The organism is Rothia sp. HMSC066H02, assembly GCF_001814995.1.
GTDB classification, from domain to species: domain Bacteria; phylum Actinomycetota; class Actinomycetes; order Actinomycetales; family Micrococcaceae; genus Rothia; species Rothia mucilaginosa.
Window position 1 is genome coordinate 8,361 of sequence record NZ_KV818673.1, and the last position, 22,140, is coordinate 30,500.

General features: G+C 60.7%; 19 protein-coding genes and 3 tRNA genes. 10 read left to right on the plus strand and 12 right to left on the minus strand.

Features of this window, described 5'->3' with window-relative positions:
- Window positions 1-71 precede the first annotated feature (71 nt).
- Window positions 72-145 (plus strand) — tRNA-Met (locus HMPREF2999_RS02750).
- Between the two features lies 1 nt (window position 146).
- Window positions 147-218 (plus strand) — tRNA-Thr (locus tag HMPREF2999_RS02755).
- A gap of 183 nt (window positions 219-401) precedes the next feature.
- On the opposite strand, the gene HMPREF2999_RS02760 is transcribed toward HMPREF2999_RS02755, so the two are convergent.
- Entirely contained in the window at window positions 402-1,403 is a 1,002-nt protein-coding gene (locus HMPREF2999_RS02760; protein ID WP_070675958.1) for an LLM class flavin-dependent oxidoreductase, read from the minus strand.
- A gap of 224 nt (window positions 1,404-1,627) precedes the next feature.
- On the opposite strand from HMPREF2999_RS02760, the gene HMPREF2999_RS02765 reads away from it, so the two are divergent.
- The 3 genes from HMPREF2999_RS02765 to HMPREF2999_RS02775 all read left to right on the plus strand — a co-directional run bounded on the left by HMPREF2999_RS02765 (window position 1,628) and on the right by HMPREF2999_RS02775 (window position 3,881).
- Entirely contained in the window at window positions 1,628-2,080 is a 453-nt protein-coding gene (locus HMPREF2999_RS02765; RefSeq protein ID WP_005504824.1) for a MaoC family dehydratase N-terminal domain-containing protein, read from the plus strand.
- The gene (locus HMPREF2999_RS02770) at window positions 2,080-2,541 is read left to right on the plus strand and encodes a MaoC family dehydratase (RefSeq protein WP_005508334.1); all 462 of its coding nucleotides are present in this window, start codon (window positions 2,080-2,082) and stop codon (window positions 2,539-2,541) included. Before HMPREF2999_RS02765 ends, HMPREF2999_RS02770 begins: the two co-directional genes overlap by 1 nt.
- Before the next feature lie 233 nt (window positions 2,542-2,774).
- Window positions 2,775-3,881: a UDP-N-acetylmuramate dehydrogenase gene (locus HMPREF2999_RS02775; protein WP_070643068.1), complete on the plus strand. Its 1,107-nt coding sequence runs from the start codon at window positions 2,775-2,777 to the stop codon at window positions 3,879-3,881.
- A 117-nt stretch (window positions 3,882-3,998) separates the two neighbouring features.
- Here the strand turns inward: HMPREF2999_RS02775 and HMPREF2999_RS02780 are convergent, their stop codons facing one another.
- Together HMPREF2999_RS02780 and HMPREF2999_RS02785 are read right to left on the minus strand one after the other, a co-directional pair.
- Entirely contained in the window at window positions 3,999-4,970 is a 972-nt protein-coding gene (locus HMPREF2999_RS02780; RefSeq protein WP_070675956.1) for a histidine kinase, read from the minus strand.
- Between the two features lie 132 nt (window positions 4,971-5,102).
- On the minus strand, window positions 5,103-6,527 hold the full coding sequence (locus HMPREF2999_RS02785; protein ID WP_070675954.1) for an MFS transporter: 1,425 nt from the start codon (window positions 6,525-6,527) through the stop codon (window positions 5,103-5,105).
- A 215-nt stretch (window positions 6,528-6,742) separates the two neighbouring features.
- On the opposite strand from HMPREF2999_RS02785, the gene HMPREF2999_RS02790 reads away from it, so the two are divergent.
- Entirely contained in the window at window positions 6,743-7,129 is a 387-nt protein-coding gene (locus tag HMPREF2999_RS02790) for a PGPGW domain-containing protein (protein ID WP_070675952.1), read from the plus strand.
- Between the two features lie 106 nt (window positions 7,130-7,235).
- Here the strand turns inward: HMPREF2999_RS02790 and asd are convergent, their stop codons facing one another.
- The 7 genes from asd to HMPREF2999_RS02825 all read right to left on the minus strand — a co-directional run bounded on the left by asd (window position 7,236) and on the right by HMPREF2999_RS02825 (window position 15,812).
- Window positions 7,236-8,375, minus strand: coding sequence for an aspartate-semialdehyde dehydrogenase (gene asd, locus HMPREF2999_RS02795; RefSeq protein WP_070675950.1), 1,140 nt, complete (start codon window positions 8,373-8,375; stop codon window positions 7,236-7,238).
- Window positions 8,376-8,584: 209 nt separating this feature from the next.
- The gene (locus HMPREF2999_RS02800) at window positions 8,585-9,235 is read right to left on the minus strand and encodes a dihydrofolate reductase (protein WP_070675948.1); all 651 of its coding nucleotides are present in this window, start codon (window positions 9,233-9,235) and stop codon (window positions 8,585-8,587) included.
- A 22-nt stretch (window positions 9,236-9,257) separates the two neighbouring features.
- Window positions 9,258-10,139 carry a thymidylate synthase gene (locus HMPREF2999_RS02805; protein ID WP_070675947.1) on the minus strand — a complete coding sequence of 294 codons (882 nt, stop codon included), beginning with the start codon at window positions 10,137-10,139 and terminating at the stop codon, window positions 9,258-9,260.
- A 153-nt stretch (window positions 10,140-10,292) separates the two neighbouring features.
- Entirely contained in the window at window positions 10,293-11,300 is a 1,008-nt protein-coding gene (locus HMPREF2999_RS02810) for an NUDIX hydrolase (protein WP_070675945.1), read from the minus strand.
- Window positions 11,301-11,550: 250 nt separating this feature from the next.
- Window positions 11,551-13,824 carry an RNA degradosome polyphosphate kinase gene (locus tag HMPREF2999_RS02815; protein WP_083315080.1) on the minus strand — a complete coding sequence of 758 codons (2,274 nt, stop codon included), beginning with the start codon at window positions 13,822-13,824 and terminating at the stop codon, window positions 11,551-11,553.
- Between the two features lie 66 nt (window positions 13,825-13,890).
- Window positions 13,891-14,955 (minus strand): mycothiol synthase, encoded by a 1,065-nt coding sequence (gene mshD, locus HMPREF2999_RS02820; protein WP_070675943.1) that lies wholly within the window; start codon window positions 14,953-14,955, stop codon window positions 13,891-13,893.
- A gap of 179 nt (window positions 14,956-15,134) precedes the next feature.
- Entirely contained in the window at window positions 15,135-15,812 is a 678-nt protein-coding gene (locus HMPREF2999_RS02825; RefSeq protein WP_083315079.1) for a winged helix-turn-helix transcriptional regulator, read from the minus strand.
- A gap of 639 nt (window positions 15,813-16,451) precedes the next feature.
- Here HMPREF2999_RS02825 and HMPREF2999_RS02830 point away from each other — a divergent pair.
- Window positions 16,452-17,141, plus strand: coding sequence for a heme-binding beta-barrel domain-containing protein (locus HMPREF2999_RS02830; RefSeq protein ID WP_070675941.1), 690 nt, complete (start codon window positions 16,452-16,454; stop codon window positions 17,139-17,141).
- Between the two features lie 65 nt (window positions 17,142-17,206).
- Window positions 17,207-18,442 (plus strand): CAF17-like 4Fe-4S cluster assembly/insertion protein YgfZ, encoded by a 1,236-nt coding sequence (locus HMPREF2999_RS02835; protein WP_070675939.1) that lies wholly within the window; start codon window positions 17,207-17,209, stop codon window positions 18,440-18,442.
- 120 nt (window positions 18,443-18,562) lie between these two features.
- Here HMPREF2999_RS02835 and HMPREF2999_RS02840 read toward each other — a convergent pair whose 3' ends face one another.
- On the minus strand, window positions 18,563-19,594 hold the full coding sequence (locus tag HMPREF2999_RS02840; RefSeq protein ID WP_070675937.1) for a 6-phosphofructokinase: 1,032 nt from the start codon (window positions 19,592-19,594) through the stop codon (window positions 18,563-18,565).
- A 486-nt stretch (window positions 19,595-20,080) separates the two neighbouring features.
- A complete protein-coding gene (locus tag HMPREF2999_RS02845; RefSeq protein WP_070675935.1) occupies window positions 20,081-21,283 on the minus strand; it encodes a pyridoxal phosphate-dependent aminotransferase in 1,203 nt (400 codons plus the stop codon).
- 352 nt (window positions 21,284-21,635) lie between these two features.
- Here HMPREF2999_RS02845 and HMPREF2999_RS02850 point away from each other — a divergent pair.
- Window positions 21,636-21,708, plus strand: a tRNA-Trp gene (locus tag HMPREF2999_RS02850).
- A gap of 77 nt (window positions 21,709-21,785) precedes the next feature.
- Window positions 21,786-22,064: a preprotein translocase subunit SecE gene (secE, locus tag HMPREF2999_RS02855; RefSeq protein WP_005504868.1), complete on the plus strand. Its 279-nt coding sequence runs from the start codon at window positions 21,786-21,788 to the stop codon at window positions 22,062-22,064.
- Window positions 22,065-22,140: the final 76 nt, after the last annotated feature.

Sequence of the window (22,140 nt, forward strand, 5' to 3'; positions counted from 1 at the left end):
TGGAGGTCCCGGGATCGATTCCCGGTCGGGGCTCTCTCATTAATTCATGCGAGAGCACGTATTAATGATGTGGCGGTGTAGCTCAGCTGGTTAGAGCGCACGACTCATAATCGTGAGGTCGACGGATCGAGCCCGTCCACCGCTACGCCCCGATAGCTCAGTGGTAGAGCGCCATCTTGGTAAGATGGAGGTCCCGGGATCGATTCCCGGTCGGGGCTCAGATAAGCCTGTCTCTTCGGAGGCAGGCTTTTTTGTTTGCCAATTTTGTCTGCCTATTTTCTTTGCCTGAAGCCCGGTCTGCAGGCGCTCAATAGTACTCAGCCCTGCGGCTCGATACCGGGCATAGCGAAGCCCCCGAGAAAAATACTCGGGGGCTTCGTCTTTATGCTCTGATCAAAGCGTTAGGAGGCGCGGCGCACCACCGGCAGCTGGGACAGCAGCTCGTAGGAGCGCAGGCGGTCCTCATGTTCCCACGCCTCGGTCATAACGATGAGCTCATCAGCGCCCGTGCGCGCCACCAGGTCCTCAATGCGAGCCTGCGCGGTAGCGGGGGAGCCCACAATCGCCTCGGCGGTCATGCGTTCAATGTGCATTTTCTCCGTGCCGGTCCAGACGGCATCCATATCCTCCACGGGAGGTGCGAAAGACAGATTGCCGCGCACTACGCCCAGGAAATGCTGCTGCTGGCTCGTGTACAGGTAGCGTGCCCGCTCATCGGTATCGGCGAGCATTGCGGTTGCACCCACCATGACGTAGGGCTGTTCCAGGTGCTCCGAGGGCTTGAAGTTTGCGCGGTAGGTGTCTACCGCCTCCTGCAGCATTGCGGGCGCAAAATGCGAAGCGAACGCGTAGGGCAGACCCAGCTGCGCGGCAAGCTGCGCACCGAACAGGGAAGAACCCAGAATGTACAGGGGCACCTTCGAGCCCTGGCCGGGAATGGCGTGCACGCGGTGCATGGGGGAGGGCTCGCCCAGGAAGCGCTGCAGCTGCTGCACCTCGGCGGGGAAGCTCATGGCGGCAGAATCGTCGCGGCGCAGAGCGGCGGCGGTCATCGGGTCGGTGCCGGGCGCACGGCCCACACCCAGGTCAATGCGGCCGGGGTGGAATGCGTTGAGGGTACCGAACTGCTCCGCCACCACGTAGGGTGCGTGGTTGGGGAGCATAATGCCGCCCGAACCCACGCGAATACGCTCAGTTGCGGCGGCGATCTCCGCCATGACCACGACGGTCGCCGAGGACAGCAGGGAGCCGGCATTGTGGTGCTCGGCGACCCAGAAACGCTCGTAGCCGTAAGATTCAGCCGCGCGGGCGGCATCGATGGTGTTGAGCATGGTCTGGTGCTGGCTCTGGTTGGGGCGGTGCGGCATCAGGTCAAGCACCGAAATTTTTACGTTGGAAGACACAATTTTTCCTTCTTGATTGATTGCGGGTACCCGTCCAGCCTACGCCTGCTTGGGCTGGATGGGTAGGGGCCTTCGCTAGCAGGTAAAAAATGCGACGAAATACTGCACGCCTGCATAGTGGTTGCCTGCATGCCGGTTACCTGCACGCCGGTTACCTGTACAGTGGTCTGTCCACTCTGTGCGTTCGAGCTGAACACTGTGCACAAGAACGGTAGACTGAAACCATGAGCATTAACCCTGAGATTGTGGGCAGGGTCTACCCGTCCGAGAACACCTACGTTGTCGGTCGCGAAAAGATCCGCGAATTTGCCCGAGCAGTTCACGCAGAAAACCCCCTCCACCACGACGTTGAGGCAGCCCGCGCGGCAGGGTACGCAGATGTGATTGCCCCGCCGACCTTCGCCATTATCCTGGCGCAGGCAGCTGACGCGGCACTCATCAACGACGATTCCGCCGGTATTGATTTCTCCCGCGTGGTGCACGCCGACCAGCGCTTCACCCACCACCGCCCCATCGTTGCCGGTGATGAGCTGCGCACCGAAGTTCACGTGGACTCCGTGCGCGTAATGGGTGCTGGCGCAATGCTGACCACCCGTGAAGAAATCGTTGACGCGCAGGGCGAGCCGGTCACCACCTGCATTTCTTCCCTGCTGGTTCGTGCTGAGGAGGAGAACTAATGGTGCGTTTTGAAGATCTTGAAAAGGGCCAGGACATCGGTTCGCGTACCGTGGAGCTCTCCCGCGCTTCGTTGGTGCGTTACGCTGGTGCATCCGGTGACTTCAACCCGATTCACTGGAACGAGCGTTTTGCTCAGTCTGTGGGCCTGTCCGGCGTGATTGCTCACGGTATGCTGACCATGGGTACCGCCGTGCAGCTCGTAAGCGACTGGGTGGGCGACCCCGGCGCGATTGTGGACTACCAGACTCGATTCACCAAGCCCGTTCCCGTGGCGGATGCACCCGGCGGCGAAAACCCCGACACCCCCACGAATGCCCTGACCATCAGCGGTAAGGTGGGTGCTCTGAATGAGGAGGAGCGCACCGCCCGCATTGACCTGACCGTCACCGCTCGTGACGAGGAAGGCAAGGAGCAGAAGGTTCTGATGAAGAGCCAGGCTGTGGTTCGTCTCTCGGCATAGAGTTTCTGCGCATGCAGATAGTTGCGTGTAAGCAACCATGTGAAAGCAACCGTGTAAAAGCCCTGGCGCTACCCGATGCGGTGGTGTCGGGGCTTTTGTGTGCTTATCGGCGGGGTGGTGGCGTTTTTCTGAGGCAAGTGCGCCGGAAAATGAAGGCAAAATCACCATAAGGTTTTCGTGACTTTAACGCGTGGCGGGTGTTGACCCCGCACAACGACCGGTATTCTTAACCTATGACTGAAAAGCTGTTGAGCGAACTGACCACCGCCCAGGTAGGCGGCCCCGCTAAGACCTACGTCCGCGCCACTTCCGAAGCAGAAATTATCGAAGCAGTCTCCGCTGCAGACGCCGCAGGTGAACCCGTCCTCATTGTGGGCGGCGGCTCCAACCTGCTGGTTTCTGACGAAGGCTTCAACGGAACCGTCGTGCACATCGCCTCCGAAGGCGTAGAGGTTCTGCCCATCCCCGCATGCGGCGGCGCGAACGTGCGCGTGCAGGCGGGCACCATCTGGGACGACTTCGTGAAGCTCAGCATCGAGAATGAATGGGTTGGCCCCGCGGCTCTCTCCGGCATTCCCGGCACCGTGGGTGCAACCCCCGTGCAGAACGTCGGCGCATACGGCGTTGAGGTGGGCGAGTTCATCGCCTCCGTACGCACTTGGGACCGTGAAAAGAACACTCGGAAGACCTTCGCGAGCGCAGACCTGCGCTTCGGCTACCGCGACTCGGTGCTCAAGCGCGCAACCGTCAACGGCTCGCCCCGCTACGTGGTGCTGACCGTTGATTTCCAGTTCACCCTGGGCAGTCTGTCCTCCCCGATTCGTTACGCCGAGCTGGCGAAGAGCCTGGGCGTTGAGCCCGGTCAGCGCGCCGAATCCGCCCTGGTGCGCGAAAAGGTGCTGGAGCTACGTGGCTCCAAGGGTATGGTGCTCAACCCCGAGGATCGTGACACCTTCTCCACCGGTTCCTTCTTCACCAATCCGATCGTTCCGCGCTCGACCCTGGATTCCCTGCCCGAGGGCGCCCCGAACTTCCCGGTGGTCGTGAAGACTTCCCCGTTCACCGCGGGTGTTGAGGACCCGGATCACGTGAAGCTCTCGGCGGCATGGCTGATTCAGCACGCCGGTTTCGAGAAGGGCTTTGGCCTGGAGGGTGAGTCTCGCGAGATTGCTCAGGGCCGTGCGAGCCTGTCGACCAAGCACACCCTGGCGATTACGAACCGCGGCGGCGCATCCGCTGAGGACATCTTCGCTATCGCCCGCGCTGTGCGCGACGGCGTGCGTGAACGTTTTGGCGTGACCCTGGTTCCTGAGCCTGTCGTGGTCAACGGCGAAATCTAAACGCTTAACTTCTCGTCTCTCGTAGCGCGAGGACGCATAGAATAAACGCTTCAGAATAAACGCTTCGGGCGGTCTCTGTATCAGAGGCCGCCCGAAGCGTTGTATTGACTCACTGAGCTAGTGGCGAGGTGAGGAGATACGCACCTGGCCCGGCAGGTAGGGCCTGCGCTTGGGCGCTGTGCGCGTTGCCGCAAGGGGAGCGGCGGGCAGGTGCTCCATCAACACCTGGACCGCAAGAGGAAGCTTCTGCGGCGGGCTGGGGGCGTGGAAAATCGGCTTATGGCGCGTGGGTCGGTACGGGTAGTATTCCGCATCCTCGCCGTGCGACCAGACAAGGTTGCCGAACTCGCCGGGAACAGGGGAGAGCACGTTGGCGTAGTAGGCGCGCGTCTGCAGGTCGGCACGCTCGGAGGCGCCGGTAGTGGCGCCGGTAGATACGCCGCTGGGTACGCGGTCCTGCTCAATGATGAGGGCGCGGACCATGCCGCCTACGGTGCTGATCGCGTTTACGTGTAGGGCGAACAGATCCCCGTCCTTGTGGTCGACCTGTACCTGCCCGTCCGCGAGGATTTGGGCGCCCATTGTGACGCTGCTGGCGATTCCTTCGCAGAAGGCACGGATGAGCGCCATGCGTGCAGGGTAGAGGTCTGCGATATCCCAGCCGATTAGGGCGGGCGCGGCGGAATTGCCAGCGTAGTCCTCGCAAGATTCGTAGGAGGCGACGTCCACGTAGCCACGGGCGATGGGCTCGCGGTCGTAGGGGCGGCCGTCGCGCTGCTCCCAGAAGCTGAGGGCGGTTGCGGTGAAGACAGCCTGGGCGTCGCGTACGGCGACGCTGAGCGTAAAGTCCTGCGGGTAGCCGTTTTTGGTGCGCGGGCGCAGGGTGATTGCGCGGGTGTATTCGTTGAAATCCTCGGGCCAGTCCAGGTAGTAGCTCATTTTTGCCCCGTCGCCACGGTGCACGGTTAGTTCGCCAGGCAGCAGCATGGCTTCGGGCACGCCGCCGGCACGTTCGGTGGCGTAGTGTTCGCTCACGGGCCAGGGGTTGAACTCTGTGCGGTAGGGGCTGGAGAGGAAGGAATCGAGCATAGAACGTATCCTCTCATAGTTTGAGGTTGTGGTGCATGGATAGGGGGCTTAAATGACAAATGAGCTGTCCCTTCTGACTGCTCGGAAAGAGTGTTCAGGAGGGACAGCCCATCATGTAGGCTAGGCGGCTCGTTAGAGGGATTCGCCGCGGCGTTCAGGCAGCAGGAACACGGTGGTTGCCGCTACCAAGAACGCGGTGGAGAAGAGCGTAAAGAGCAGCGGGGTTCCACCGAATGCGACCAGCGGCGGCACAATGAGCGGCGCCGCGATGGAGGCGATACGGCCGATACCGGCGGCGGCACCGGTTCCGGTTCCGCGCAGGTGGGTCGGGAAGATCTCCGGGCTCAGGGCGTAGAGGGCACCCCACGCGCCAAGGTTGAAGAAGGAGAGCATACAACCGGCGAGGATAATGAATACCTCGGCGTGCGCCATGCCGTAGCCAGCAGCCGCGAGGGCGGAGCCGAGCAGGAAGGTCGCCAGGGTTGTGCGTCGGCCCCACTTCTCGATGAGGTAGGCGGCGACCGCGTAGCCGGGCAGCTGGGCGAGAGTCATGATGAGCGTGAACGCGAAGGACTTCACGAGGCTGAAGCCTTGGGCGTTCAGTAGCGCCGGAATCCAGATGAATGCGCCGTAGTAGGAGAGGTTGATGCAGAACCAGATGACGCACAGGGCGATGGTCTTGCGGCGCTGGCCGGCAGCCCAGATGGAGTGGATCTTTGCGGATTCTGCGTTGTCGGCACTTTCTGCGGCACCGTGTGCGGAAGCGTCTTCCGTCTGCTTCTTGGTTCGGGAGAAGAGCGCGGGGGAGGCCTCGAAACGTTCGACCACCTGGCGTGCCTGATCGTGCTTGCCGACCGACTCGAGGAAGCGCACCGACTCGGGGGTTCCCATGCGGATTACGAGCGAGTAGATGGCGGGAATCAGACCGATGGCAAGTGCCCAACGCCAGCCGTTCGCCTGCGGAACGATGAAGGTACCGATGAGAGCGGCGAGGATCCAGCCCAGAGCCCAGAAAGCCTCCAGCGCGACCACGACGCGGCCGCGAATAGCGCGAGGCGAGAACTCAGAAATCAGGGTGGATGCCACGGGAAGTTCCGCGCCCAGACCCAGACCGACCAGGAAACGGAAGACGAGCAACACACCCAGGGAGGTTGCCAGGGCGGAAGCGCCGGTCGCCAGACCGTAAATCAGCAGGGTGAGGGCGAAGATGTAGCGGCGGCCGAGCTTATCGGCGAGTAGACCGCCGAAGGTTGCGCCGAGCGCCATGCCGACGAATCCGATGGATCCGAGCCAGGAGGCTTCGGTGGGGCTCAGATGCCATTCCTTGATGAGGGCCGCCATGACGAAGGAGATGAGGCCGACGTCCATGGCGTCGAGTGCCCAGCCGAGACCCGAGATACCCAGGAGCTTGCCGTGGGCGCGGGTGAAGGGCAGGTTTTCGAGGCGTTCGTTGAGGGTCGGTGCGGCGTTGCGTGCAGCAGCGGATGCAGAGGTACCAGCGGGTGCAACAGCATTGGTGCGGGATGAGTCCGTTGATACGGGACGAGGGGAGGACACGGTAGTGGGTCGCTTCCTTAGTGTTTAGGCGTAGTGCCGGGCGAATTGTTCCCTTACAGTGTATAAAGGTGCTTTCGACTTGAACACTATTGAAACGAAAAAATTTTGAAGATGACGGAAAAATCTCAACATAAAGAAATCTTTCACAGCCGCCGCCCAGCGGTAGGTGCTATTCTCTAACCACCGCCGCCCGGTGAAACTCACCTACGGCACGTTTGGAAGGACCACCCCTGAAAACCATTGAAGATGAAGTCAAAGAAAGCGAAACCAGCCGCTTTCACCGCTGGCTCGAAGCCCGTAAGGAGCGTATGCACGCGCATCCGGTCATGCGTCATCTCTACAAGCCCCTCGTCATCGGCGTGGGCGCCTTCTGCTTTATCGCCGGACTGATTATGCTCGTCACCCCCGGCCCCGGCTGGCTGTTCATCTTCATAGGCCTGGGCATTTGGGGCACCGAATTCACCTGGGCACGCCGCGCCAATATTTTCATGAAGCACGTGGTGCTCACCGCCTGGTACCGCTACCGCGCCTGGCGACAGCAGCGCAAGGAACGCAAAGCTGCACGCAAGGCAGAACGCAAAGTCGCCGCAAACCAGCGCTAACCCAGCTCGCGCTAAGCCCACACGCGCTATACGCAGGCACAAAAAGCCCTCGCTCCCATCCGAAAAGAACGGTAGCGAGGGCTTTCTTATAGCTTGTCAGTGAGCTTTAGAGCTTGCCAACAGCAATCTGAAGCATGCGGCGAATCGGCTCAGCAGCACCCCAGAGCAGCTGGTCGCCCACGGTGAACGCGCTAATGTACTCGGGGCCCATCGCGAGCTTACGCACGCGACCAACCGGAATTTCCAGAGAACCGGAAGCAGCCACGGGGGTCAGCTGCTCCATGGACTCCTCACGCTGGTTCGGCACGAAGCGAACCCAGGGGTTGTCCTCAGCGATGATGCGCTCGATCTCCTCGATCGGCAGGTCCTTCTTGAGCTTGATGGTTAGCGCCTGAGAGTGCGAGCGCATCGCAGCGATGCGGACACACAGACCGTCCATGGTGATCTTGTCATCTTCGGAGCGGCCCAGGATCTTGTTGGTCTCAACCTCAGCCTTCCACTCTTCGCGGGACTGACCGTTGCCCAGGTCGGAGTCAATCCAGGGAATCAGGGAGCCGGAGAGCGGCACACCGAACTGGGTGGAATCCAGCTCGCCGGAGCGCTGCTTAGCGAGGACCTTGCGGTCGATGTCCAGAATTGCGGATGCGGGGTCGTTCAGCTCCTCGGAGACCTCGTTGCCCAGGTCGCGGAACTGTGCGAGCACCTCGCGCATGTGGCGGGCACCGCCGCCGGACGCTGCCTGGTAGGTCATGGAGGTAGCCCACTCGACCAGGTCGTTCTTGAAGAGGCCGCCCAGGCCCATCAGCAGGCAGGAGACGGTGCAGTTACCGCCGACGAAGTCCTTCACGCCGGATGCCAGGCCACGGTCGATGACGTCGCGGTTAATGGGGTCCAGCACGATGATGGAGTCATCGTTCATGCGCAGGGTGGAAGCGGCATCAATCCACAGGCCGTCCCAGCCTGCTGCACGCAGCTTCGGGTGCACAGCCTCGGTGTAGCCACCGCCCTGAGCGGTCACAATAATCGAGTGCTTACGCAGCTCATCAATGTCGTATGCGTCCTTCAGCTCGGACGGCTCAATTACGCCGTCGAAGGTGGGCGCAGCGCCACCAACATTAGAGGTAGTGAAGAAGACGGGGGTAATGCCCTCGAAGTCGCCTTCCTCAACCATGCGCTTCATGAGGACGGAGCCCACCATGCCGCGCCAGCCAACAAAACCTACAGAGTCACCGGGATTAAAGTTCATGGTTCCCAGTGTACTCTCAGGCTGGCGGGTGCGGACTAACACCGTACAAAAAATTTGATATTCGGAACGGGATACCGTGTGAAGAGGCGGGGTTTATTACCGGGGCACCGGGAGGCGCATTAAACACTCAAGCCCGCGGTACTCCGGGTGGAGCAACCGCAGACTTGAAATGCATGTCTATATCAGCGAGTGAATGAGGGAAGCTTGAACTAGATACGTTCGAGCCGCTGGAACGAGAAGTACATGGGGTTCTTCGTGCCCGACTCATCGATCAGGTAGCCCTTCTCGCTATTTTCCCAGGCACTCTCGGAGGTGACCCGCCAGCACCCGTTCGGGGAGCTGCCCTCGCAGTTACCCGCAGAATTTGCAAGCTGCAGGTCGGGCGCTCGCGTATCGCCGGTAATCTCGTTACCTTCCTGGCAGTAGAAGAGGGTCCGCTCCACCGTCTCTACCCGACCGAAGGCGGGCAGGTCGGTGCGGGAGAGCGCCTCCGCGTAGACGGAGCCGCCACCAATAATCCAAGCATCAACTGCGGCGGTATCTGCCGGGGTAGCTTCGACCGGCGCACCCGCAGCGTCACGAGCCGCGTACAGCGCCGCATCCAGCGAAGGAACCCACAGGGCGCCATCGCGTTCTTCCGCCTCGGTCACCGACCGACTAATCACAATATTCGTACGGCCCGGCAGAGGACGAAAACGCGGCGGGAGCGACTCCCAGGTGCGGCGACCCATAATCACCGGAGCGCCCAGCGTCACCTTCTTGAAGTGCGCCAAATCCTCCGGCGCGTACCAGGGCATATCCCCGTCACGACCAATGATGCCGGCATCAGTTTGAGTCCAAATAGCGCCCAGACGAAACATCATTCCTCCTCGTTACCTGCAGTTAGACCGCGATCGGGGCGGCAATACCGGGGTGGTGCTTGTAATCCACCAGCTCAAAGTCTTCATACTCGTAGTCGAAAATCGAAGGCTTCTTGGTCTTAATAACCAGCTTCGGGTAGGGGTACGGTTCGCGCGGCGGGTAGGGGTTACCCTCCGGGTCGGTGCCGTAACCCAGCTGCTTCTTCACCTGCTCCAGGTGGTTCGAGTAGATGTGGCAGTCGCCGCCAGTCCACACGAACTCGCCCGGAACCATGCCCACCTCTTCGGCAATCAGGTAGGTCAGCAGGGCGTAGGAGGCGATGTTAAAGGGCACGCCCAGGAACATGTCCGCGCTACGCTGGTACAGCTGGCAGGAGAGCTCCTTCACGCCGTCCGGGCGCTCGTGCACGTAGAACTGGAAGAGTGCGTGACAGGGCGGAAGCGCCATGTTGTCCACCTCGACCGGGTTCCACGCCGAAACAATATGGCGGCGCGAGCTCGGGTTATTCTTCAACGAATCGATAACCTTCGCAATCTGGTCAATCGTGCCTCCGTCGGGGGTCGGCCACGAACGCCACTGCACGCCGTACACCGGACCCAAGTCACCGTTCTCGTCGGCCCATTCATCCCAAATGGTCACGCCGCGCTCCTGCAACCAGCGGACGTTCGAGGAACCGCGCAGGAACCACAGCAGTTCAATTGCCACCGACTTAAAGTGCACGCGCTTGGTGGTAATCAGCGGGAAGGAATCCCGCAGGTCGAAGCGCATCTGGCGGCCAAACACGCCGAAGGTGCCGGTGCCGGTGCGGTCGGAACGCTGAGCGTCGGCGGCGATGGCGTCCTTGTTCTCCTCGAGGATTTCGCGTAGAAGATCTTCATAGGGAGTGGGGATTGCGTGAGTCATAAGAAAAACCTTGAATCCTGTCAGTAGACGTGAGAGACGGCCACAAATCAACCGCCCCTCTATTGTATAACCCTCGAACGGGCGCAGGTAGAGCAAACGCGCTGAGCATAAAGCCCAGCGCGCTCGCCGTTAGAAGATCAAAGTATATGGATGTTAGTCCAGAGCCGCGCGTACTCGCTCCACCGAGACAATACGCGGGTTATCGCCCTCGGTCACCTGAAGGACCAGGGCATCGCCAGGCTCCAGGTACGGGTCCTCGGTCGGAAGAACCTCCGCGGAACCCTCAAACAGGTACTCACGCAGAACATCCATCACCTGGGGCAGCACCGGGCGGTGAGTGCACAGCAACGAGGAAGAATCCTTATCGAACAGTGACGCCACCACGCGGGCAGTACGTGCCGGGTGACGCTGAGCGCCAGCCTCCGACAGAGATTTCTTCTCCTTCACAGAAACACCGTAATCCACCGAGTACGGGGTCACGGTCTGAACGCAACGCAGCCACGGGGAAGAAATAATACGGCTCGGAGCCCACGCAGCAAAGAGACGGCTCGAAGCCAGCGCCTGACGCTTGCCGGTTGCCGCAAGCGGACGGTCATCCTCAGCGGCAGCCCAGTTCGAACGCGGCTTAGCCTTCGCATGGCGGGCAATGAGAATCGGGCGGGTACGCAACGCATCCGCCTCAGCCAGAGCCTCCAGGGATTCCAGGGGTGCCAAATCATCATGGTTCGTCAGTAGCGCGCGAGCCACATCGGTGCTTACCCAGCGCAGCTCATCTACTTCACCCTCATCCGCCAGGGCGCGGGCGCCCTCGGGAAGCTCAGCAGACCAGTAGAAAACATCCTTCGGACGGCCACCCACCGGGTAGGAAGTCACCGCCAGGGGTACACCCAGAACAACCTGCAGACTGACCTCTTCGCGAATCTCACGAATAGCGGTCTCAGCCAGGGACTCTCCCGGATCCTGCTTGCCCTTAGGCCAGGACCAGTCATCGTAGCGGGGGCGGTGAATGATGAGGACCTCAAGCGCACCGTCGCGCATACGCCAAATCAGTGCGCCAGAAGCAACAATATCCGCGGTGTTCGCGGGGGCGCGGTCAATGCTGTTGACCGCGTCAAAACGTCGTGCCGAGTAGTAGATGGAGGGGGAATCCAGCGGTGCCATATCTCTCTCTGAACCTCTTCGCTAGGCTGTGCACAATGCCAACGGGCACCATGCTCCGCGTCTAATTGTAGGTGAGAGAACGGTCAAGTTGTAATCTCAACGTAACCTGTTGTTCACTTTTGTGCTAAGTGCACTAGTCCACCGCACGTTTTTGCACGACACGCGGAAAACCCCGCCTGCCTCACGCCATAAAGCGCGAGAACAGACGGGGTTCACAACCAGAAATCACCGGTAGGTCAGCGGCACATCCTTAGACCTTATCGACCACGTTCTTACGGGAACGCGAGCTCAGGTAGTACGACTGCACGTCCTGCAGCGGGTTGCCCTGATCGTCGGTGTCGTGACGGGTCCAGTTGCCCTCAGAATCCAGGTGCCAGGTACGCGAAGAATCACTCATATAAGTGGTGAACATATCACGCAGGTACTTCACATGGCGCGGATCCTTCACCGGAACCAGAGCCTCAATGCGGCGGTCCAGGTTGCGGTGCATCATATCGGCAGAGCCGATGTAGACAATCGGATCGCCACCATTCTCAAACGCAAACACACGCGAATGCTCCAAGAAGCGGCCCAGCACCGAACGGACGCGAATATTCTCGCTCAGACCCTTAACGCCCGGGCGCAGAGCGCAAATACCGCGAACCACCACATCCACCGGCACACCAGCCTGCGAAGCGCGGTACAGCGAATCGATGACGGCCTCATCCACCATGGAGTTGCACTTAATCTGAATCTTCGCCGGACGGCCAGCCTTGTGGTTCTCAATCTCCTGGTCGATGCACTCAATCAGACCGCTACGCAGAGTACGCGGCGCCACCAGCAGCGACTGGTAGTTGGTCTTCGGCGCGTAACCGGACAGCTGGTTGAACAGGCGGGAGACGTCCTCACAAATCTGCTCATCGCAGGTGATGATACCCAAATCCTCGTAGAAACGAGCCGTCGACGGGTGGTAGTTACCGGTACCAATGTGCGCGTAACGGCGCAGATGGTTACCCTCGCGGCGCACCACCAACGACAGCTTGCAGTGAGTCTTCAAACCCACGATGCCGTACACCACGTGCACGCCAGCGCGCTCCAGCTTACGAGCCCACGAGATGTTGGCTTCCTCATCAAAGCGAGCCTTAATCTCGACCAGCGCCACAACCTGCTTGCCCGCCTCAGCCGCCTCAATCAGCGCATCCACGATGGGGGAGTCGCCACTGGTGCGGTACAGGGTCTGCTTAATCGCCTGAACGCGCGGGTCGGCGGCAGCCTGAGCCAGGAACGCCTGCACACTGGTTGCGAAGGAGTCGTACGGGTGGTGCAGCAGCACGTCGTGGTCGCGGGCGGCAGCGAACACATCCGCAGCCTTCGCGGTCTCGGTGGCGTTGAGCCAACGGGAAGTGTGCGCAATGTGCTTGGGGTAGTGCAGCGCCGGACGGTTCGCACGAACAATCGCACTCATACCGCGCAGATCCAGCGGAGCCGGCAGACGGTACACCTCGGACTCGTTGATGTTCAGCTCAGAAATCAGCAGATCCAGGATGGTCGGGTTGATGGTGTCCTCAACCTCCAGACGGACCGGAGGACCGAAACGACGGCGCAGAAGCTCCTTCTCCAGAGCCTTCAGCAGGTTCTCTGCGTCGTCCTCTTCCACCTCAAGATCCTCGTTACGGGTCACGCGGAAGACATGGTGCTCCACAACATCCATGCCCGGGAAGAGGGTGTCCAGGTGCTCAGCAATGATGTCTTCGAGCGCAATGTAGCGGCTCTCGCGGCCCGCAGTGTTGGCAGCACGGGAACCGTCCACAGAGACCATACGGTCCAGCTGATCGGGCACCTTCACGCGAGCGAACAGCTCCTTGCCGGTCTGCGGGTTACGCACCAGCACCGCAAGGTTCAGCGACAGACCCGAAATGTACGGGAAGGGGTGCGCCGGGTCAACAGCCAGAGGAGTCAGAATCGGGAAGATGTCCTGCATGAACTCCTGGCGCAGGCGCTGCTTAGCGTCCGTATCCAGGTCGTTCCAACCCACAATGCGGATGTTCTGCTCCTCCAGAGCCGGAAGAACCTGGTTGTGGAACACATCAGCGTGGCGAGTCTGCAACTGGTGAGCGCGCTCAGCAATCTCTTCCATCTGCTCCTCGGGGCTCAGACCTGCCGCCGAAGGCACCGCCAGACCGGTCGCAATGCGGCGCTTCAGACCCGCCACACGCACCATGAAGAACTCATCCAGGTTAGACGCCACAATCGACAGGAAGTTCAGACGCTCCAACAGGAACAGGTTCGGGTCCTCCGCCAGCTCCAGTACGCGGGTGTTGAAGTCCAGCCAGCTGCTCTCACGGTCGAAGAAACGCTCCGGGCCGAACTCCTCTTCCAGACTGAAGTAGGAGCGCTTCTCGCCCTTCTCGATGCGGTCGCCGCGAGACTCGGCACGCTCAATCTTCGAAATATCGTGGCCGATATGAATGACGCCGGTCATGGGTGCCGGCTCAGACGGCTTAGGCTTAGGCGCCTTATTCAGGCCATTGGGGGCGGGTACCATACTGTACTTGCCTTTCTGATCGGGGATAAGTCGTGAAGAAGCACGCCAACTGTGGCGCACCAAAAACTAGGCGGCAGGCGCGTCCTGCTGGGCGGGGGCGTACATGCGGTCAACCGTCGCCACGCCGAAACCCAACGAAGTGTAGAGGGAATATGCGGTGGTGTTATCGGAGTCCACGTACAGGTCGATGGCGCGCAGCGGCTCGCCGTTCTCGTCCTCAGCGCATGCCAGGTACGCCAGCGCGCGCAGGGTGAGGGTTCGGCCCAGGCCGCCTCCCTGAGCCTGCGGGTTCACACCCACCACATAGATTTCGCCGGAGGGGGACAGCTCGCTCTGCTCCTGACCGGTCGGAATCTTCGTCCAGGTGAATGCCGCAATGGCGGAGTCGTCATCCACCTCGGAGGCGATGAAGAAACCCTCAGGACGGAACCAGGGGGAGCCGGTGCGCTCGCGCAAATCGGCGAGGGTGAGCTTGCCCTGCTCCGGGTGATGCGCAAACGCTGCGGCATTCACGCGCAACCAGGGGAATTCGTCCGCGCCGGTGAAGGTGCGCATCCGCAGGTTCTCCGGCAGAGTGCGCGCGTCGGAGCGTTCCACGAGCTCTTCGCGGGTCTGAGCGTCCAGGGGCAGAACCATCTTGTACAGCACGCGCACCGGCTCGAAGCCGTGCAGGGTAGCGAACGCGTGGGCGGGGCTTTCAATGCCGGTGTCGGTAGCGCTGCCGTGAACCCAAAGTCGGTATCGTACGGCGTCTTCACCCAGCTGACGGACGGCGTGGTCGAAGAACGCGCTGCCGGCGCCTCGTCCGCGGTATTCGGGGGCGACGGCTGCCTCAATCACGCCGGTATCTTCGTCGTTTGCCGGGGTGAGCGCCACAAAGACGGCGGCGAGGGTGCCGTCGTCCTCGGCGACAAAGAAACGCGGAGGGGTGAGGGTGCTTTCGCGCAACGCCTTGCTCAGCTCAACGCGGGTCTGCTCAGAGAACGCCGAGACGCCGTCATGGCGGGCAACCTTCTGCGCAAAGGAATCGAATCGTTCCAGCAGCTCTTCGGTGAGCTGCGGTTCCGCGTAAACAAGGGAGCTTTCAGCGGGCAGGGTGGAGGGATTGGGTGTCTGACTGTGTACCATCATCGCCTTCTTTCGTAGCCTTCTGATTCAACTCTACCGGGGATAGTTGCTCTTTGAAGAGTTTGTTCTTCGTCCTGGGCGAATATGACAAGAACCGGAACATTTACACATTCTGGTACTCGGCTCAGCGGCGAGGCTACTTCATAACGGGTACACCAAAACAGGGGTTGGAACCCCAAAATTTAGCGGGTGCTGTTGAAGGAATAGCCCACGTTACGCACGGTCGAAATCATCTGCTCGTATTCGGTGCCGAGCTTGGAACGCAGACGACGCACGTGCACGTCCACGGTGCGGGTGCCACCGTAGTAGGAGTCGTAACCCCACACCTCGGAGAGCAGCTGGGCGCGGGAGAAGACGCGTCCGGGGTGCTGAGCCATGAACTTGAGCAGTTCAAACTCTTTGAAGGTCAGGTTCAGAGCGGTGCCGGAGAGGTGCGCCGAGTACGCCTGGGTGTCAATGATGAGGTTGCCCGCGCGCACGATGCGCTCTTCGGAGTTCTCTTCTTCTGCGGCTGCGTCGCTCTTGATGGCGAGGCGCAGGCGCGCATCCATTTCGGAGGGGGACGCCTGGTCAGAAACAATATCGTCAACCTGCCAGGAGGCTGCAACCGCCGCCATACCGCCTTCATTCAGGAGCGCGATGAGCGGCAACTGTACGCCGGTGGCGCGCAATAGCTGGGCGCATTGGCGTGCTTTGACGAGTGCGGTGCGGGCGTCGACCATGAGCAGGTCGAAAGTCTCAGATTCGAGGGTGGTGTGGGCAGTGTCGAGGGGGAAGACGTGTACCTTGTGGCTGAGGAGGCTCAGCGAGGGGATCATATCCTGCGCGGCGGTATCGCTCATGAGCGCAATACGGTACACACTCTCTCCTTTCCTGCATATTTCCCGTGTAAAACTTTTGGCTCTTTCTAGTGTACTCGCCCGGCTGTGATGCAGCTGTGGGAGCCGGCGCAGGCGGGGCGCAAATATCGTATTCCGGACTGTTCATACAGCCTTTTCAATCGATGACTGCGGGGGTTCTGGCATGCTGGTGCGAAACCGGGGTCTTGCCCGGCGCTAGGCGGATTTTGCATCCGGGAAGCGGCTTGGGTGTCCACTATGTTTCAGCCGTTGATTCTGCGCCCTTTCGGGGTGGGTCTGTGGTAGGTTTAAGGCATGGAAAACAATCTTATGGCTCTTGAAGCTCTCTTCATGTCGCTGATGGCTATTATCTCCGTGTGCATCGGTATCGGTGCATTCGCAGTGTTGCGTGGCCTCTTCAGCGGCCAGAAGTAGTCTTCCCGCACAGAGCAGAAGCATCGCCCACACAGGGCTTTAGGCGGTCGTACGGTTCGTACCGCCTCGCCAATGACGGCGTGAACCCCCACCCGGTCCCCTCCGGTTGGGGGTTTTCTTTATGTTGCCCGCCGTACCGTTTACTCTACAGACGGCAGCGCTACCCCCGTGCCGTGAGCGAACGAACAGGCTACCGTTGTACGCACGGGTACTAAAATAGAAGGTATGGCTATTGAAATCCCTACCAACCTAACCCCTGAACTTGTTCCCTTCGCATGGCTGCTTGGCACCTGGGAAGGCACCGGAACCATGTGGTACGAAGGCCAGGAAAACACCCCCTTCGGCCAGATTATTACTTTTGAGCAGGATGGTCTGCCCTTCATCGAATACCGCGCTGAGTCTTTCCTGCTCGATGACGAGGGTCAGAAGCTGCGCCCCATCACCGTTGAAACCGGTTTCTGGCAGATTGACCGCCCCCTGACCGACGCTGACGGCGGCTTCGGCATTGTCCCCAAGGACGTTGTACCCGCCTTCCCCAGCGCCGAGAGCGTTGAGACCCTGCGCAACGCGGACGACGGCTTCTCTCTCCTGGCAACCATTGCGCACCCCGGCGGTATTAGCGAAAACTACGTGGGCATGGTCAAGGGCCCGGTTATTCGCATGCAGACCGGCAACCTGCTGCGCGATGATATTTCCCACGACTACGCCGGCTCCGTGCGCCTGTGGGGTCTGGTCAACGGCAACCTCATGTGGGACTGGGAGGTCGCAGACGCTGAGGGTAAGCTGCACAAGCACGCCTCCGCTGAACTGCGCAAGACCTCCTCGATGACCGGCGATTCCCTGGGCACTTCGATGTTCGGTTCCCTGGATGGTGAAGAGCCCACCGGCGAGCCCGGCTCCGAGCCCACCGCCTAATAACTAACTTGTGTCTGCCCCGCTGATTGGCGGGGCAGACTCTTTGCGTGAAAGGTGCACCTTCCGTGACTGAATCTTCGCTTGAAGCGCCTCAGGCTGAGGTACCCCAGCCCGATGCCGTCCGCCCGGTGAGCCCCCTGCTGAGCCTGCACGGCGCTTTTGCCGCCTCCGGGCTGGATGCGGGTGTCGCCGCACACTACGGCAACCCCATGCTGGAGCAGCGCGCCCTCAGCTTCGACCGCTCCGCCGAGGCAAGCGAACCGCTGGTGCTAGTGGACCGCTCCTCCCTGGGCGTAGTGCGTGTTGAGGGGCCGGACCGCCAGACCTGGCTGACGTCCATCGCCTCGCAGATTCTGACCGGCATGACCGCCGGGGAGAGCCACGAGTTCCTGCTGCTTTCCCCTCAGGGCCGCGTGGAGTACGCACCCTCCGCAATTGAAGACGGCGAGGCGCTCTGGCTGATCGTTGAGGGCTACCAGGCTCAGCCGCTGGCCGATTACCTAAACCGCATGAAGTTCATGATGCGCGTTGAGGTGCAGAACCTCAGCAACGAATACGCCGTGCTGGAGAGTGCCCGCAACCCGATCCTGCAGGACGGCTCGGTACATCCTGCACTCGCTGAGGGTAAGCCGCTGGTGTGGGAGGATCCCTGGCACACTCCGGCACCGGGTAGCTACCGTTACGACGAGGCGGGCGATAATCACCCGGGCGCGGACTATGTGCGTTTCTTGAGCATCGTGCCGCGCTCTGTTCTGCCCGCCCTGGCTGAGTCTTCGGACGCGCGTTTTGCGGGTCTGTGGGCTGCGGAGGCTCTGCGTATTGAGGCGTGGCGCCCGCGCTACGGCACTGAAGCTGACGATAAGACCATCCCGCAGGAGTTGGATTACACCCGTACCGCGGTGCATTTCGATAAGGGCTGCTACAAGGGTCAGGAGACGGTGGCTCGTGTGCATAACCTGGGCCGCCCGCCGCGCCGTCTGGTGTTCTTGGATATTGACGGTTCGGAGCACACCCTTCCGGCGGCAGGTAGTGAGCTGTTCGTGGAGGGTAAGTCCCGCCCGGTCGGTCGTATTACCTCGGTGGCGCTACATTATGAGGCGGGCCCGATTGCGTTGGCTGTGATCAAGCGCGGCGTTGATCCGCAGGCGCCTTTGCGTGCGGTTGATGGCGGAGACTTCCTGCCCGATGGTTCGCCGGCGCCGGCGACCGAGTACGCGGTGGCTCAGACGACGGTGGTTTCGCCGGAGTCCGGTGAGGTGGCGCGTCGTTCTTTGGCGGGTCAGGATTTCTTGAAGCGCTAGAGCATCTGGCGGCTAACATCTGATGACCTACATAAAACCGCGGAGGCGGGCACCCGTTACGAGTGCCCGCCTCCGCGGTTTTAGTATGAGTGCTCAGCGAGCTTGCTGAGGCTGCGGGGTTTAGCGGCCGAAGAGTACGGCTGCTTCGTCCCAGCGTTCCTGAGGTACGGACTTCAGACCGTCCAGTGCCTCTTCGAGGGGTACGTACTTGATCTCGGTGCCCTGCACGGAGACCATCTTGCCCCACTGCTTCTGAGCGACCATGTCGACTGCGCCCATGCCCAGGCGGGTTGCGAGCACGCGGTCGTAGCCGGTGGGGGCACCACCGCGCTGGATGTGGCCCAGGATGGTGTTACGGGTCTCGACGCCGGTCATCTTCTCGATTTCGTGGGTGATGTACTCACCGATGCCACCGAGGCGGGGACGACCGTCCTTTTCGGTACCCTTGTTTGCCATGACGTCGTCGAAGCCTTCGGGGATGAAGCCTTCAGCAACGACAACCAGGGGAGAGCGGCCGCGGTCGTGTACTTCCTTGACCCACTCTGCAACCTGCTCCATGGAGACCTTGACCTCGGGGATCAGGATTGCGTGTGCACCTGCAGCCATACCGGAGTGCAGGGCGATCCAACCGACGTGGCGGCCCATGACCTCTGCGACCATGCAGCGGTGGTGCGATTCACCGGTGGTGCGGATGCGGTCCATTGCCTCGGTTGCGATGGACACTGCGGTGTCGAAGCCGAAGGTGTAGTCGGTTGCGCGCAAATCGTTGTCGATGGTCTTGGGAACACCGATGACGGGCAGGCCTGCGTCTGCCAGACGCTTTGCGCCTGCGAGGGTGCCTTCACCACCGATAGCGACGATTGCGTCGATGCCGTGGCGTTCCATCATGATTTCGATGTTCTCGGGGCCACCGTTGGGGCCGTCGAAGGGGTTGGTGCGGGAGGTACCGATGATGGTGCCGCCCTGGGATGCCAAGCCGCGGACCTTCTGGCGGGGCAGGTCCATGTAGTCGCCTTCAACGACGCCGCGCCAGCCATCGCGGAAGCCGACGAACTCGTAGCCGTACTTCTTGACGCCGTTGAGGACAGCGCCGCGGATGACAGCGTTCAGGCCGGGGCAGTCGCCGCCGGAAGTAAGCAGACCGATCTTCATGGTTGGCTCCTAATGTCTGCGCGTTTTAGGTGTTGTGCGCGCGTGTATATAACTATGACCTCCGCGATTTCGGCGCATGAATGTGCGCCGGTCGGGAGGTCGTTCTCTTGGTCTCTATTTTAGCGATGTTTGGGTTGTGTTGGTAGTGGTGGAATGGCGTGGGAATGCCCAGATTGCGGCATAAAAGTTCAGGTTTTTGAAACCTGTATGTTTGGGTTTGAAGTACAAATAGCCGCCCTTTCCCACCTATGGCACCGAAGAGGCGAATGAGGCTTCCTCACATCTGTAAAGATGCGGGAAGCCTCATTCGTTTTAAAAATATTTTTAAATATTTGTGGGATTCTCGGTTTTTAGGACAGGAAACGGTCAATAGCCCTGTGATTGATCGTTTTGCGCCGGTCCATCCCACGTCTGAACCGCCGTCCCTACCGAACCGCAGTCTCCATCGAGGTGAGTTGCACGGTTCAGCGGGCGCGGTCAGAGGGTCTAGTCGCGTGCCTGACCGAGGAACTTCTGCAGACGCGCCAGGCCCTCTGCCAAATCCTCATCGCTCAGGGCGTAGGAGAGGCGCAGGTAACCGCTGGGGCCGAATGCCTCGCCGGGAACCACTGCGACCTCGGCCTTTTCGAGGATGAGCTCGGCGAGCTCTGCGGTGGTCTGCGGGCGTACGCCTTCAATTTCCTTGCCGAGCAGTTCGCGTACGTCCGGGTATGCGTAGAACGCACCGGTGGGTACGGGGCAGTGCACGCCTTCAATAGCGTTCAGGCCATCTACGATGGTGCGGCGGCGGCGGTCGAAGGCGGCGTGCATGATTTCCACGTCCTCCTGCGGACCGGTCAGAGCGGCAAGGGCTGCGCGCTGGGCGATGTTGTTGACGTTGGAGGTCATGTGGGACTGCAGGTTGGAGGCTGCGGCGATGACGTCGCGCGGGCCAATCATCCAGCCTACACGCCAACCGGTCATGGCGTAGGTCTTTGCCACGCCGTTGAGGATGACGCACAGGTCAGCGAGCTCGGGTACTGCCTTCAGGATGGAGACTGCCTGAACACCGTCATAGGTGAGGTGCTCGTAGATTTCGTCGGTCAGAACGAAAATGCCCTTGGACAGAGCCCATTCGCCGATGGCGCGGGTTTCCTCTTCGGTGTAGACGGCACCGGTCGGGTTGGAAGGGGAGACGAAGATGAGCGCCTTGGTGGCGGGGGTGTAGGCTGCTTCGAGCTGCTCGACGGTGACCTTGTAGTGCTGGTCGCTACCGGCGAACACCTCGATGGGGTTGCCGCCTGCCAGGCGGATGCACTCGGGGTAGGTGGTCCAGTAGGGTGCGGGCAACAGGACGTCGTCGCCTTCGTCAATGACGGTTGCGAATGCCTGGTAGACCGCCTGCTTGCCGCCGTTGGTGACGATGACCTGTGCGGGGTCAACCTCTACACCGGAGTCACGCAGGGTCTTTTCGGCGATGGCCTTCTTCAGTTCGGGAAGGCCGGAGGCGGGGGAGTAGCGGAAGTTCTTGGGGTCGTTGAGCGCTTCGCGTGCTGCGTCCACAATGTGCGCAGGGGTGGGGAAGTCCGGTTCGCCTGCGCCGAAACCGATGACGGGGCGTCCCTGAGCCTTGAGTGCTTTTGCCTTTGCGTCGACGGCGAGGGTTGCGGAGGGTGCAATGGCACCGATGCGGCTTGAAATACGCGCCATGGGGCTCTCTTCTCTTTCTTCGTGTGCGCTGCCGGCGTGAAGTCGACAAAGATGTAGGTGATGGGAATGCGCATGTGGGACCATTCGCGCGTGATGGGCGCGGGTGTGAGCGTCGTTCCTTGTTATAGGATACGGTCCACTAGTAGTGATGCGGAACCCCTCGTCAAGGTATCTCAAGAGGTTTTTCGAAAAATATTACATTTTGAAGTTGCATCGGCCCCGAAAGATGGTTTACAGTTAGTTCTGCACCCGCAAGGGTGTAATTGTTTGCCCCTCTAAAGCCACGGCTTAGGAGGCAGTGGAGGAGTAGACACGTGAGAAGCAACTCTCACACCTGAAGTTAACGCTTCAAAGGGTGGTGGCTCAATTGGTAGAGCAGCGGTCTCCAAAACCGCAGGTTGCAGGTTCGAGTCCTGTCCGCCCTGCTTTTATTGCCTCAATAAATAATTTGTACGCCCGCACCCCGGGCGTACTTTTTTAGACTCAGAAAGGGGCAGAAGAAATGGCATCGTCTGCTACCGCCGAGAAGGCTGTTCAGCCCGGCGCATCGTCGAAGAGCGATAAGAAGCTCGGTTTCTTCGGCCGTATTTTTGCATTCCTCCGTGAAGTTTTTGCGGAGTTGAAGAAGGTTACTACTCCCACCGGACGTGAACTGGTTGGTTACTTCTTCGGAGTTCTGTTCTTCGTCGTGGTGATGCTCCTTCTTATTTCTGGTCTGGATTATCTTTTCGGCCAGGGAGCATTCTGGATTTTCGGTAACGGAACGATTCAGCGTAACTAGTACTGGCTGCATCCTTATTTGGGGTGCCCCATCAGTGATTTCCCTCAGCGCATTGGTGAGTGGGAGTCCCCTCTAG

Bases quoted from the DNA above. Each gene is read 5' to 3' on its own strand.
- HMPREF2999_RS02765 (WP_005504824.1), top strand. From the start codon at position 1,628: ATGAGCATTAACCCTGAGATTGTGGGCAGGGTCTACCCGTCCGAGAAC.
- HMPREF2999_RS02770 (WP_005508334.1), top strand. From the start codon at position 2,080: ATGGTGCGTTTTGAAGATCTTGAAAAGGGCCAGGACATCGGTTCGCGT.
- HMPREF2999_RS02775 (WP_070643068.1), top strand. From the start codon at position 2,775: ATGACTGAAAAGCTGTTGAGCGAACTGACCACCGCCCAGGTAGGCGGC.
- HMPREF2999_RS02780 (WP_070675956.1), bottom strand. From the start codon at position 4,970: ATGCTCGATTCCTTCCTCTCCAGCCCCTACCGCACAGAGTTCAACCCC.
- asd (WP_070675950.1), bottom strand. From the start codon at position 8,375: ATGAACTTTAATCCCGGTGACTCTGTAGGTTTTGTTGGCTGGCGCGGC.
- HMPREF2999_RS02800 (WP_070675948.1), bottom strand. From the start codon at position 9,235: ATGTTTCGTCTGGGCGCTATTTGGACTCAAACTGATGCCGGCATCATT.
- HMPREF2999_RS02805 (WP_070675947.1), bottom strand. From the start codon at position 10,139: ATGACTCACGCAATCCCCACTCCCTATGAAGATCTTCTACGCGAAATC.
- HMPREF2999_RS02810 (WP_070675945.1), bottom strand. From the start codon at position 11,300: ATGGCACCGCTGGATTCCCCCTCCATCTACTACTCGGCACGACGTTTT.
- HMPREF2999_RS02815 (WP_083315080.1), bottom strand. From the start codon at position 13,824: ATGGTACCCGCCCCCAATGGCCTGAATAAGGCGCCTAAGCCTAAGCCG.
- mshD (WP_070675943.1), bottom strand. From the start codon at position 14,955: ATGATGGTACACAGTCAGACACCCAATCCCTCCACCCTGCCCGCTGAA.
- HMPREF2999_RS02830 (WP_070675941.1), top strand. From the start codon at position 16,452: ATGGCTATTGAAATCCCTACCAACCTAACCCCTGAACTTGTTCCCTTC.
- HMPREF2999_RS02840 (WP_070675937.1), bottom strand. From the start codon at position 19,594: ATGAAGATCGGTCTGCTTACTTCCGGCGGCGACTGCCCCGGCCTGAAC.
- HMPREF2999_RS02845 (WP_070675935.1), bottom strand. From the start codon at position 21,283: ATGGCGCGTATTTCAAGCCGCATCGGTGCCATTGCACCCTCCGCAACC.
- secE (WP_005504868.1), top strand. From the start codon at position 21,786: ATGGCATCGTCTGCTACCGCCGAGAAGGCTGTTCAGCCCGGCGCATCG.